The sequence below is a fragment of the Nocardioides sp. Z24_21 genome, from assembly GCF_058134345.1.
Genome location: NZ_JBYTTH010000004.1, coordinates 45,168 through 58,033, shown reverse-complemented (window position 1 = coordinate 58,033; position 12,866 = coordinate 45,168). Strand labels below are relative to the sequence as shown.

Sequence of the window (12,866 nt, the reverse complement as noted above, 5' to 3'; positions counted from 1 at the left end):
ACTCCCCTCAGCGTTGTGGGGCCCATGGGTGTTACGGCTCCTCCGAGATCCTCTTCGCGAGCCGCTTGAGCCCACGGTGGGCGGCAGCCCGGACGGCGCCCGGCCTCTTGCCGAGGATGCGTGCCGCGGTGGGGGCGTCGAAGCCCAGCACGGTGCGCAGCATGATCGCCTCGGCCTGGTCGGGCGGAAGCGCGGCGATCAACCGCACGACCTCCTCCGAGCCGACCCGCACGAGGGTGTCGGCCTCGACGTCGGTGCCGTCCGCCAGGTCGACCAGGTCCTCGACGGGCTGGTCGGCGACGGGCCTGCGCCGGGCGTGGCGCAGGTGGTCGAGGGCCCGGTTGCGGCCGATGGTGGTGATCCACCCGCGGAAGCCGTCGGCGTCACCGGTGAAGCGGTCGAGGTCGCGGAACGCCTGCGCCCAGGCGTCGCTCGCGACGTCCTCGGCGTCGGCGGGGCCGACGAGGACGGTGAGGTAGCGCAGGAGCGGCGGCTGCACGTGGCGGTAGACGAGACGGAACGCCGCCTCGTCGCCCGCCTGCATCGCCTCGACCGCATGGTCGAGCCCCTCCTCCGCGCCCACCGCCGCATTGTTGCCGACCGGGTCGCGACGGCACCAACCCCGACCCTCAGGCGGCGTCGGTGAGGTCGAAGACGGCGATCGGGTCGGTCGTGGGCTGCGGTGACCCGCCCTCGGGCTCGACGGTGATGCCCACCGCGGCGGCGTCCGCGGCCGGTCCGTCGAGGACGACGGTCTGGTCGGGGTCGTCGGGCATCAGCCCGGCGGAGACGAACTCGTCGCCGTCGATGAACCACAGCTCGTAGTCCTTGCCGGTCGGCGCGCTCACCATGTCGTCGGTGGTGAGGACGGCGCGGTCGCGGGACTTCGAGCGCGTCAGCGTGGCGCGGCCGGCCTCGCCGAGGTCGACGACGACCTCCTCGGCGTCGGGGGCCTGCAGCACCTGCTCGGCGGCGGTCAGCCGCTCGACGTCGTCGTCGCCGGACTTCCAGGGCTGCGTCACCGCCGCGCCGACGCCGATGATGATCGCGAGCGCTGCCGCGACGAGAAGGGGCACCCAGCCCCTCCTCCGGCCCGGGCGGCGGTGGTCGTGCGGCGGGGCGGGGGAGACCTCGGGAGCGAGTGGGCGGACCTGCGAGATACCGGCCAGGACGGACTCGCGCAGCGATCCGGGCGGCGCGACGGCGACGGTCTCGGAGAGCAGCGCGGCGGTCTCGCGGAGCTCGGCCACCTCGGCGCGGCAGTCGTCGCACTCGGCCAGGTGCCGCTCGAAGCGGGCCCGCTCGAGCTCGTCGAGCGCGTCCATGGCGTAGGCGCCGGTGAGCTTGTGCACGTCACTCATGCGCCTTCTCGCTTCGCTCGACGCGCGCCGAGGGCACCGGGCGCGCAGGGGTGGATGATGAGCTCGCTGCGCTCGCTCATGAGGCAACTCCCATCAGGTCTCGCAGGCGGATCAGTCCGTCGCGGATGCGGGTCTTGGCCGTGCCGAGGGGCACGTCCAGCAAGGTGGCGACCTCGGTGTGCGTGTAGCCGCCGAAGTAGGTGAGCTCGACGGCCCGGCGCTGCACGTCGGTCAGCGTGGCGACCGCCCCGCGGATGCGGGCCGCGTCGAGCGAGGCGTGCGCCGACTCGGCGGTCTGGTCATGGTCGGTGGGGGCCGCCTCGCGGTTCCACGTCTCCTCCCGCGAGGAGGCCGCCTCGACCGAGCGGACCCGGTCGACGGCCTTGCGGTGGACGATCGTGAGCAGCCAGCCGACGGCGCTGCCGCGGTCGATGTCGTACCTCGTGCTCGAGCGCCACGCGTCGAGGTAGGCCTCCTGGGCCACCTCCTCGGCGTGCGCCGGGTTGCGCACGACACGCAGCGCCAGGCCGTAGGCCCGGGCCGACGTGGCGTCGTAGAACTCGGCGAAGGCCGCCTCGTCGCCCAGGGCGGAGCGTCGGAGCAGGTCGGCGAGCCGGGCGGCGTCGCCCCCGGACGGGACGCCCTCAGGCGCCCCGTCCGGTACGGGCCTCACGTGGTCCACGTCAGCAATCCTCGCAGTGTGTGTCGGGGTGCGGGCATCACATCTGCGGCATCAGGACCTGGTCGACGACGTAGACGGTGGCGTTGGCGGTCGGCACGTTGCCGCAGATGATGCTCGCCTCGCCGATGGTGAAGGCCTCGCCCTCGCCCTCGACGGTGAGCGTGTCGCCCGCGAGGGTCTCGTGCTCGCCCGCGACGGTCTCGGGGGTGAGGCGCTCACCGACCACGTGGTGCGTCAGCACGGTGGTCAGCATCTTCTTGTCCTTGAGGAGGGCGTTGAGGTCCTTCTTCGGGATCTGCGCGAACGCGTCGTCGGTGGGCGCGAACACGGTGATGTCCTCGGTCGAGTTGAGCGTGTCGACCAGGTCGGCCTCGGTCACGGCGGCGACGAGCGTCTTGAGGAGGGGGTTGTTGGACGCGGCGGTCGCGACCGGGTCGTCGGCCATGCCCTCGACCGAGCCCTCGCCGGACGTGGGGACGGCCGAGCAGCCCTCGCCGAACGGCGCGTCGGCGGCCATCGGCTCCTCGGACTCCATCGGGGTCTCGGAGCTCGACTCCGACTCCGTGGGGGACTCGGAGGTCGACTCGGACGTGGAGTCGGAGGCGCTGGTGTCGGAGTCGCTGTCGCTGCCACAGGCGGCCAGGCCCATCGACGCGGTCAGCGCGAGGGCGGCCAGTCCGAGGGTGCGGGTGCGGAGCAAGGTGTTCATGACATGCCTTTCGGTTGGAGCCGATCTGGGTGGGCCGGGGGCCCGTTGTCGAGAGGTGTTCGGGGCCGGTCTCGGGGTGGATGGGTGGATCGGCGAAAAACTTTGGACAATCCTTGGACGACCTCGCCCGGGCAGTGCTCGGGGGGCGCGTCAGGTGATGAGGACGGAGATCTCCTGGAGGCCGCTGGAGCCCTCGGGGAAGGGGCGCATCCGCACGTCCGTCTGCACGTCCCCGGCCCTGTTGGTGGCCCGGGAGGCGAGGAGGTGCCGGCCCGGCGTGGCGTCCCACTCGAGGTACCACTGGCGCCAGTAGTCGTCGGTGACCTGCGGGCCGAGGGTCGCCTGCTGCCAGGCCCCGCCGTCGACGCGCACCTCGACCCGGTCGACGCCCACGCCCTGCGCCCAGGCCACGCCGCCGACAACGACCGTGCCTGCGCCGGTCTCCGAGAGCGGTCGCGGGGTGTCGATCCGGCTCGAGATCTTGATCGGCGCGTCGGTGACCCAGTCGCGCTCGGTCCAGTAGGCCTGCTCGGCGTCGTAGGTCGTCAGGGTCATCCGGGTGATCCACTTGCACGCGCTGACGAAGCCGTAGAGCCCGGGCACCACCATGCGCGCCGGGAAGCCGTGGGTGCGGGGCAGCGGGCCGCCGTTCATCCCGATCGCGATCATGGCGTCGCGGCCGTCGAGCGCCACGTCGAGCGGGGTCGAGATCGTCATCCCGTCGACGTCGGTCGACAGGATCTGGTCGGCCCTCGTCGCGTCGATGCCGGCGCGGGCGAGCACGTCGGCGAGCGGTACGCCGAGCCACCGGGCGCCGCCGACGTAGGGCCCGCCGACCTCGTTGGAGACGCAGGTGAGGGTGATGTCGCGCTCGATGGTCGGCATCGCGGCCAGCTCGTCGAAGGTGAGCGTGACCTCCCGGTCGACGTCGCCGTCGACGGTGAGCGTCCACGAGTCGACGTCCACGGCCGGGATCGTGAGCCGGGTGTCGACCCGGTAGAACTCGCCGGTGGGGGTCCGCAGCGGGGTGATCTGGTCGTAGGTCCCCTCCAGGCCCACCGGGAAGGACGACGCGGGGTCGGCGGCGACCGGCAGGGAGACGTCCGTCCCGCCGAGGCGGTAGGACGTCACCCAGCGGCCGGCGGCCCCCATGACCACGCCGGCAGCGGCGAGCCCGCCGGTCGCCAGCACGACCCCGCGTCGGGTGGGGCCGCCGACCCCCGGCGGCGGCCCCGGGCGGCCCCGGTCGTCGACGCGGTGCAGCCACCACAACGAGGTGGCTGCGACCGCGGCGGCGACCAGGGCGGGTACGAGGTCCAGCGGCCCGGATCCGGGGCGCAGGACGGCCAGCACGCCGGCGACACCGGCGAGCCCGACCAGCACGAGCAGCCCCGGCGTCTCGCGCCGCGCCGCGACCACCCCCGCGACGGCGGCGAGCACCAGCACGACGAGCGTCACCGAGCCGACGAGCACCAGCTTGTCGGCGCTGCCGAACTGCCGGATCGCCCACTCCTTGAGCGGGGTCGGCGTCAGGTCGATGACGGTCGAGCCGACGGCCAGCACGGGCGAGGCGGCCGGCACGGTCAGCGCGGCGACCAGGTGGCCTGCGGCCAGGCCGACGAGGGTGGCGAGCACGCCGTACGCCGCGTGGCGCGCGGTGCGCGAGCGGGACCGCTGGTCGATGGTGTGCATGGGTGGGGTTCGGAGCCGGGGGCCGCGCCGGATGGGACGACACCCCTGCCGGTCCCTCCAGAACCGGTCGGGAGCACCGCTGCGGTGCGGCAGGATGTCCGCCATGACCGACGCCCCCGACGAGCTGGTGCACTACGCCGTGTCAGACGCCGTCGCCACCATCACCCTCGACAGCCCCGCCAACCGCAACGCCCTGAGCCGCCAGCTGGTGACCGAGCTCTTCGCGCACCTCGAGCGCGCCGGTGCCGACGCCGACGTGCGGGCCGTGCTCATCGAGAGCTCGGGCAAGGTCTTCTGCTCCGGCGCCGACCTGACCGAGGCCTCGAGCGAGGGGATGGAGTCCGGCACCCGGGCGATCGTCGAGCTGCAGCGCCTCATCGCCACGCTCGACAAGCCGGTCGTGACCAAGAACCTCGGCGCCGTGCGAGCGGGCGGGATCGGGATCGTCGCCGCCGCCGACATCGCCATCAGCGCGGCCGACGCCACCTTCGCCCTCACCGAGGTCAAGCTCGGCCTCGCCGCCGCGATCATCAGCCTCACCGTCCACCACCGGATGACCCCGCGGGCGGCCGCCCTGACCACGCTCGGCGGCGAGGTGTTCACCGGCGCCGACGCGGCGGCGTACGGGCTGGTGACCAAGGCGGTGCCGGCCGACGTCCTCGACGAGGAGGTCGCCGCCGTGTGCGCCAGCCTCGCGACCGGGGCGCCCCAGGGCCTGCGGGAGTCGAAGCGGATCCTCAACCGCGACCTGGTCGCGCGCATCGACGCGCTGGGCGAGGAGATGGCGACCACGAGCACCCGGCTGTTCGCCTCCGACGAGGCGCGCGAGGCGATGGTCGCCTTCCTCTCCCGCAAGAAGTAGCCCCCGGGTCGCATCCGTCGGCCGCCCTGCGCGCGAGAAGCAGGTGAGGCGACAGAGGGAGGCGAACGTGGACCAGTACGACGTCGCGCGCCGTGGCCGCGCCAGTCCGGGAGCACCCCGGTGAGCCTGCCCGACCCCGCCGCGTGGCTGGGCGTGGTCGCCGCCGCCCACCTCGGCTTCCAGGTCACCGTCGACCGGGTGGTCTACCCGGCACTGCGCGACGTGGAGCACGGGGTGTGGCAGGCCGCGCACCAACGGCACGCGCGGCGCATCGCCCCGCTGGTGGGGCTGCTCTACGTGCCGCTCGTCCTGGTCCTGGCCTGGACCGCGGCGGTCGAGCCGCGGGCGGCCGGCACGTGGCTCGCCGCGATCGGCGCGTCGCTGTCCGTCGTCACCACCGCCGCGCTCGCCGCCCCGCTCCACGCACGGCTGGCGCGGGCCCCGCTGACGGAGCGCCCCCGGCTGCTGGACGACCTCGCGCGCGCCGACCGGGTCCGCACGCTGGGCGCCGCGGCCTGCCTGCTCGGCGCCGTCCTCCTGCTGACGTGAACGGCGGGTGCGCGGGGCCACGATCGCGAGGAGTCGGCGCTCGTCGGTGCCCGCCGGTAGGCTTGTCGGTCTGCCCGGGACCGTTGGGCAGTGGTTCATCGGGGGATGAGGAGCAGGATTTGAGCGAGGAGCTCGAGGCGCGCGAGATCGCGGCGGAGCAGGCGTACGTCGACGAGGTCTACGTGCAGCTCGAGGCGTCGACCCGCAGCGCGCGGGCGTTGGCGGCCGAGGGCCACAGCCGGGGCAAGCTGGGGCACGAGGGCGGCCTCGTCGAGCGCGACGCGATGGTCTTCCAGGCTGCCAAGCGCATCGCCCAGCTCGACGCCGCCCACGAGGGGCTGGTGTTCGGCCGGCTCGACCTCCGCCCGGAGATCGACGCCCAGCCGCGCTACATCGGGCGCATCGGCGTGCGCAACGCCGACCGCGACGTCCTGCTGATCGACTGGCGCGCGCCCGCCGCCGGCGTGTTCTACCAGGCCACCGCCGCCACGCCGTCCGGCGTGGTGCGCCGACGGGTGCTGCGCTCGCAGCACCGCACCGTCATCGGCGTCGAGGACGAGCTGCTCGACGCCGAGGCCGACACCGACCTGCCGATCGTCGGCGAGGGCGCCCTGATGGCCCAGCTCTCCCGCGCCCGCGACCGGTCGATGCACTCGATCGTCGCCACCATCCAGGCCGAGCAGGACAAGGCGATCCGCGCGCCCGGCAAGGGCGTCGTGTCGATCTCGGGCGGGCCCGGCACGGGCAAGACCGTCGTCGCCCTGCACCGTGCCGCCTTCCTGCTCTACTCCGACCGACGCCGCTACGAGGGCGGCGGCGTGCTCGTGGTCGGGCCGAGCGGGGTGTTCATGCGCTACATCGAGCGGGTGCTGCCGAGCCTCGGCGAGACCGCGGTCGCGCTGCGCTCGCTGGGCGAGGTCGTCGGCGGCATCCGCGCCACGCGCCACGACGAGCCGAGGGTCGCCGACGTCAAGGGCGCGACCCGGATGGCCGAGCTGCTGCGCCGCACCGCCCGCCAGCACGCCCCGGGCGCCCCGACCAGCTTCCGCATCTACTGGCGCGACGAGACGATCGTGCTCGACCCCGCCCTGCTGGGCCGGCTGCGCCGCCAGCTGATGTCGCAGGGCCGCCGCAACCGGCAGCTGCCACGGGTGGCCAGGACGCTCCTCGACGCGATGTGGCGCCAGGTGAGCGGCGAGCGCGGCCGCGAGCGCGGCCGACAGGCGTTCGACGACGACATGCTCGGCCACGCCGGCTTCGTGGAGTTCGCCTCCGCCTGGTGGCCCCCGCTCGACGCCCTCACGGTGTTCGGCTGGCTGCGCGAGCCCGACTTCCTGGCCCGCGTGGGCGAGGGCGTCATCTCGCGCGAGGAGCAGCGGCTGCTCGGCAAGTCGTGGGCGTCCGGCGACCTCTCGATCGAGGACGTCCCCCTGGTCGACGAGCTGCGCTACGCGCTCGGCGACGTGCCGCAGCGCACCGACGACGAGCGCGACCTCGACGAGACCGGCCTGCTCGAGGGCGGGGTCGACCTCCAGGAGCTCACCACGGTCTCCGAGCGCGACTACGCCCCCGGCGGTCGTCCGTGGGCGGCGCCGACGCACCGGATCGAGGACGACGGCTACGCCCACGTCCTCATCGACGAGGCGCAGGACCTCACCCCGATGCAGTGGCGGATGGTCGGTCGGCGTGGCCGCTCCGCCAGCTGGACGATCGTGGGTGATCCGGCGCAGTCGTCGTGGCCCGACGCCCCCGAGGCCGCTGCGGCCCGTGCGGAGGCGCTGGAGGGCAAGGAGCTCCACGAGTTCCACCTGTCCACCAACTACCGCAACTCCGCGGAGATCTACGCCTTCGCCGCCGACTACGCCCGCCGCGTGGGTCTCGACGCCGACCTTCCCGACGCCGTCCGCCGCACGGGCGAGGAGCCGCGGGTCGTGGGTCCGGTCGACGACCTCGAGGCCGCGGTGCGCGAGGCGGTCACCACGATCGCCGACCGCGTCGAGGGCACCGTCGCCATCGTCGTGCCGGTCGCTCGGCGCTCGGAGGTCAACGCCTGGCTGGCGTCGTGGCCCGAGCTCGCCGACGACGCTGTCGGCGCCCGCGCCGCCGTCGACTCGAGCGTGACGCCCAGCGGCGAGGACCGCGTGGTCGTGCTCACCGGGCTCGACACCAAGGGCCTGGAGTTCGACGGCATCGTGGTCGTGAAGCCGCAGGAGATCGAGGACGAGTCGGCCACCGGCCGCGCCACCCTCTACGTCGTGCTCACCCGCGCCACCCAGCTGCTGACGACGGTCGGTTGAGGGCGTCGGGCAGGGTCCGGCGGCTAGCATCGCCCTTCACCGTCCGGACGCAGTCACGAGTGGGGAGGCCGATGTCTGTGAGCGCACGCCGCGACATCGCTTGGCGACCCGCCCGTCAGGCCGCGAGGGGGGTCGGCGCCGCGATGTCCGCCCTCGCCCTCGTGCTGGGAGCCGGTGCCGCGCAGGCCGCGCTGCCGCGCGGTGAGACCGTCGAGTCCGACCCGGCGCCCACGTGGGGCTGGGAGGAGGCGTTCGTCGAGCAGTTCGACGGACCTGCCGGCACCGCGCCCGCGCAGTGGCACAGCATGCTCGGCTCGAACGGCGCCATCCACAACGGGCTCGGCCAGCTCGCCGTCGGGCACCTGTCCCAGATCCGCACCAACGCCGGCTGGACCTTTCCCCTCGGCACCCAGGTGCGCGCCACCGTCAGCCTCCTCATGCCCGACACGGGCAGCAACTACGCCGCGTTCTGGATCCAGCACCCCAACGGCGTCGACCCGCGCGAGATCGACGTCATCGAGAGCTACGGGCCGCTCAAGACCACGGGCGTCCAGGTGGGCTCGCACCTCTGCTACGACGACACCGCCGACACCGCCGTCAACGCGTGCGCGGCGACCGGCCGGCCGGCCGAGCTGTGGCCCGTCACCGACGCCTTCGGCGCGGGGCCGAGGCCCTGGGACGCCTACTGGGAGTACGCCGCCGAGTTCACCGTCGGTGGCGACACGGTGGTCTACACGGCCTCCGACGGCCAGGGCCAGGAGGTCTACCGCGTGACATCGACGCCCGACGCGCGCCGGGTGCCCAACGGCATCGTGCCGCTCCACCTCCGGCTGTCCAACAAGGACGTCCTGCCCGAGCACGCCGTCCCCGGCGGCAGTCGGCAGGACATGCTCGTCGACTGGGTCCGCGTCGAGGTCCGGACGCCCTAGGCGACGGCCGGGATGAGACGTCCCGGGGGGCGTCCCCGGGCGCCCGTAGGGTGCTTCGCATGACCCAGACCCCCGCCGTCCGCGACCTCCTGGAGCAGATCCAGGGGCACGGCGCGTGGGCGGTCATCCGGCGCAAGGCCTCGCCGACGGTGGGACTGGTCGGCGGCACGCCCCACGAGGTCGCGAGCCTCCTCGACATCCCGCTCGAGACGGGAGCCCCGGAGCCGGGCCGCAGCGCCGACCGGCTGGTGGCCGTGCCGTTCCGGCAGGTGCGCGAGCGCGGCTTCGCCGCCATCGACGACGGCGCCCCGCTGACGGTCGTCGACCTCGAGGTCGAGCACGAGGTGCCGGTCGACGACCTGCTCGCGGCGCTCCCCGACGTGCCCGTCGAGTTCGCCGACCGCGGTGGCTTCGCCACGAGCGACGAGGACTACGCCGACGTCGTCGAGGCGATCATCCGCGACGAGATCGGGCAGGGCGAGGGCGCCAACCTCGTCATCGGCCGGCACTACCGCGCGGTCGTCGCCGACTGGGACGCCGACCGCGCGCTCACGGTGCTGCGGCGGCTGATGGAGCGCGAGCGCGGCGCCTACTGGACGTTCTGCTTCTTCACCGGCGAGCGCTTCCTCATCGGCGCCAGCCCCGAGCGGCACGTCTCGGTGCGCCAGGGCGACGTCCGGATGAACCCGATCTCCGGCACGTTCCGCGTCGCGGGCCACGGCGACGACCTCAAGGAGCGCCTCCTCGACTTCCTCGCCGACGAGAAGGAGGTCTTCGAGCTCTTCATGGTGGTCGACGAGGAGCTGAAGATGATGTGCGACGTCTGCCAGGAGGGCGGCCAGGTCCTCGGGCCGTTCCTCAAGCCGATGACGCACCTGATCCACACCGAGTACCTCCTCGCCGGCCGCTCCGACCGCGACCACCGCGAGATCCTGCGCGACACGATGTTCGCGGCCACGGTGACCGGTGCGCCGGTCGAGAACGCCTGCCGGCTGATCGCCGACTACGAGCCCGAGGGCCGCGGCTACTACGGCGCCGCGCTCGCGCTGTTCGGCCGCTCTCCCGAGGGCACGCCCACGATGGACAGCCCGATCCTGATCCGCACCGCCGACGTGTCGCCGGCGGGCGAGCTCAAGGTCACCGCGGGCGCCACGCTCGTGCGCGACTCCGACGCCGCCTACGAGGTGGCCGAGACCCGGGCCAAGGCCGGCGGCATCCTCAGCGCCTTCGGCCTCGTGCCGGCGGCGACCTCCGACGGCACCGACATCGCCGAGCTGGCACGCGACGAGGACGTCCTGCTGGCCCTCGGCACGCGCAACCAACGGCTCTCCCGCTTCTGGCTCACCGACCAGGCCGGCGAGCCGGCCGACCCCGGTCTGGCGGGCAAGGAGGCCGTGATCCTCCACGGCGAGGACGACTTCGTGAACATGCTGGTCCACGTGCTCGGGGTCTTCGGCATGACCTCGCGGGTGGTGCGGCACGAGGACTACGCGCCCGGGGCGTTCGCCGGCGCCGACCTGGTGATCGTCGGGCCCGGGCCGGGCGACCCGCGCGAGGGCGAGCACCCCAAGATCGCGTCGTTCCGCCGTGCGGTCGACGACCTCCTCGCCTCGCAGCAGCCGTTCCTCGCCGTGTGCCTGGGCCACCAGACGCTGTGCGAGCGGCTCGGCCTCGACCTCGGCTACAAGGACGTGGTCTTCCAGGGCACCCAGTCGCCGGTGCGGCTCGACGGGCGCACCGAGCGGGTCGGGTTCTACAACACGTTCGTCGGCCGCGTGCCCGACGGCGGCGCCCTGCCCGACGGCGTACGCGTCGAGGCCGACCCGGAGACCGGTGACGTGCACGCGATCGTCGGCCCGCACTACCGGGGCATCCAGTTCCACGCCGAGTCGATCCTCACCGAGAACGGCTACGACCTGCTGCACGCCGCGGTGCGCGACCTCCTCGCCCGGCACGACGGGTAAAGTCGACCAGACGTCTAGACATTCGTCCGGCGTGGCAGGCAACGAAACGCCTGCCGAGGACGTCACCCTTGGTGACCGACGGGGGACAGGCAGGGGGGGCAGTGGGGTACGTCAAGGGAGCATGGGCCGGCGTGTGCCTGCTCGCGCTGATGGCATGCGGCGCGGCGAGCGGCGGCACCACCGACGGCTCGCGCGGCCGGGACGGCGTGGCACCGCCGCGCGTGACCAGCGGCGCCGTGGCGGTCGCCGAGGCGGTGCCGGCGGCGGCGCGGGCCCAGCGGCCCAACATCGTCGTGGTGATGCTCGACGACTTCTCGATGGACCTCGTGCAGACGATGCGCTCGGTGCAGCGGATGCGCAAGGCCGGCGCGAGCTACCCGCACTCGTTCGTGACCGACTCGCTGTGCTGCGTGTCGCGCTCGAGCTTCTTCACCGGCCAGTACCCCCACCAGACCGGCGTCCTCACCAACACCTCCAACAAGGGCACCTCCCGCCTCGGCGGCTGGCCCGCCTACGACACCAACGGCAACCCCGAGCGCGCCTTCAACGTGCGACTCCAGGAGGCCGGCTACCACACCGGGTTCATCGGCAAGTTCCTCAACGAGTACGAGTGGTCGCCGGGCCGCGCGCTGCCGCCGGTCGTGCCGGGGTGGACGACGTTCAACGTGGTCTTCGGCTCGGCCTACGACGGCTGGGACTTCGCCAGCACGACCCTGGTCGACCAGCGGCTCCAGCTCGTGCAGCACCCCGCGCCGCCGGCGAGCGCGAGCAGCACGGTCAAGGACAAGGCCTACGCCGGGGCGGTGATCGGCGACCTCGCGATGGACTTCGTGCGGGACAACGAGGCCTCCGACGCGCCCTACTTCCTCGAGGTGTCGCTCTACGCCCCGCACAACCGCACCAACCCCGAGGGCCACTACGCCGGCGACCCGCTCTTCCCGCCGATGTTCCGCGACCGCACCGGTCCGCGCAGCTGCGGGCGCGTGGCCTGCCACAAGCTGACCGCGGCCGACCTGCCCGGTCTCGGCGACCCGCGCAAGGACAACCGGCCGCGGCGGGCCGACGGCAAGCCCGCCCGGGCGTGGAACACCGCCCGGACGCTGCCGCGGTCGGCGGCGGTGCGCGACCTGCGCGACCGGGCGCGGATGGCGCAGTCCGCCGACCGGCTGCTGAAGCGGATCCTCGGCGCCGTCGGCCCCCACACCTACGTCGTGCTCACCTCCGACAACGGCTTCCACCTCGGCCAGAACGGCATGGGCCGCGGCAAGGGGACGCCGTACGACACCGACGTGCGGGTGCCGCTGCTCGTCACCGGCCCCGGCGTGGTGCCGGGCAAGCGCCGCGAGGTGACCAGCAACATCGACCTCGCGCCGACGTTCGAGGAGCTCGCCGGCCTGCCGCCGGCGCCGTTCCGCAGCGGGCAGTCGCTGGTGCCGACCCTGGCGCAGCCCACGTTGGTCCAGCAGTCCTACGCGTTCCTCGAGCACACCCAGCAGACGCTCACCGGCAACGACCCCGACGCCGCGTTCAGCGGCACCGAGCTCGACCGGATCCCCTCCTACACGGCCGTGCGGAGCCGCACCGGGCTGCTCGCGCGCTTCGACCTCGACCCGCGCCCGGCCACGACCACCTGGGGCTACGAGTACTACTCCTACAAGAAGGACGCCTACGAGCGGCGCAACGCCTTCGCCGGCAAGCGGAGGTCGCCCGAGGTCAAGGACCTGATGGCGAGGCTGACCGCCTTCGACGGCTGCCGCGAGGCGGGCGACCAACCGGTGTCCGAGGCCTGCCGGGCGCTGCGCCGCTGACGCGCGCGGCAGG

Annotated in this window: 11 protein-coding genes; 6 read left to right on the top strand and 5 right to left on the bottom strand. The window is 73.6% G+C overall.

Annotated features, from left to right (window positions below; translation table 11 throughout):
• Positions 1–31: 31 nt before the first annotated feature.
• The 5 genes from AC3X7Z_RS13790 to AC3X7Z_RS13770 form a co-directional block, all read right to left on the bottom strand.
• Positions 32–583 carry an RNA polymerase sigma factor gene (locus AC3X7Z_RS13790; RefSeq protein WP_206054447.1) on the bottom strand — a complete coding sequence of 184 codons (552 nt, stop codon included), beginning with the start codon at positions 581–583 and terminating at the stop codon, positions 32–34.
• Positions 584–629: 46 nt separating this feature from the next.
• Positions 630–1,361, bottom strand: a complete 732-nt coding sequence (locus AC3X7Z_RS13785; RefSeq protein WP_489976280.1) for an anti-sigma factor — start codon at positions 1,359–1,361, stop codon at positions 630–632.
• 76 nt (positions 1,362–1,437) lie between these two features.
• Entirely contained in the window at positions 1,438–2,043 is a 606-nt protein-coding gene (gene sigK / locus AC3X7Z_RS13780; protein ID WP_489976279.1) for an ECF RNA polymerase sigma factor SigK, read from the bottom strand.
• A 37-nt stretch (positions 2,044–2,080) separates the two neighbouring features.
• Positions 2,081–2,752 (bottom strand): fasciclin domain-containing protein, encoded by a 672-nt coding sequence (locus AC3X7Z_RS13775; RefSeq protein ID WP_186339477.1) that lies wholly within the window; start codon positions 2,750–2,752, stop codon positions 2,081–2,083.
• Positions 2,753–2,902: 150 nt separating this feature from the next.
• Positions 2,903–4,444, bottom strand: a complete 1,542-nt coding sequence (locus AC3X7Z_RS13770) for a molybdopterin-dependent oxidoreductase (protein WP_489976278.1) — start codon at positions 4,442–4,444, stop codon at positions 2,903–2,905.
• 103 nt (positions 4,445–4,547) lie between these two features.
• Here AC3X7Z_RS13770 and AC3X7Z_RS13765 point away from each other — a divergent pair, with 103 nt between their 5' ends.
• From AC3X7Z_RS13765 to AC3X7Z_RS13740, 6 genes are all read left to right on the top strand, one after another.
• A complete protein-coding gene (locus tag AC3X7Z_RS13765) occupies positions 4,548–5,306 on the top strand; it encodes an enoyl-CoA hydratase-related protein (protein WP_313960509.1) in 759 nt (252 codons plus the stop codon).
• Between the two features lie 120 nt (positions 5,307–5,426).
• Positions 5,427–5,855, top strand: a complete 429-nt coding sequence (locus tag AC3X7Z_RS13760) for a hypothetical protein (RefSeq protein WP_186339474.1) — start codon at positions 5,427–5,429, stop codon at positions 5,853–5,855.
• A 119-nt stretch (positions 5,856–5,974) separates the two neighbouring features.
• Complete coding sequence (locus AC3X7Z_RS13755) at positions 5,975–8,152, top strand: HelD family protein (RefSeq protein ID WP_489976277.1); 2,178 nt, start codon at positions 5,975–5,977, stop codon at positions 8,150–8,152.
• 143 nt (positions 8,153–8,295) lie between these two features.
• Positions 8,296–9,081 carry a hypothetical protein gene (locus AC3X7Z_RS13750; protein WP_186339472.1) on the top strand — a complete coding sequence of 262 codons (786 nt, stop codon included), beginning with the start codon at positions 8,296–8,298 and terminating at the stop codon, positions 9,079–9,081.
• A gap of 59 nt (positions 9,082–9,140) precedes the next feature.
• Positions 9,141–11,045, top strand: coding sequence for an anthranilate synthase family protein (locus tag AC3X7Z_RS13745; protein WP_489976276.1), 1,905 nt, complete (start codon positions 9,141–9,143; stop codon positions 11,043–11,045).
• Positions 11,046–11,146: 101 nt separating this feature from the next.
• A complete protein-coding gene (locus AC3X7Z_RS13740) occupies positions 11,147–12,853 on the top strand; it encodes a sulfatase-like hydrolase/transferase (RefSeq protein ID WP_489976275.1) in 1,707 nt (568 codons plus the stop codon).
• The last annotated feature ends 13 nt before the right edge of the window (positions 12,854–12,866 follow it).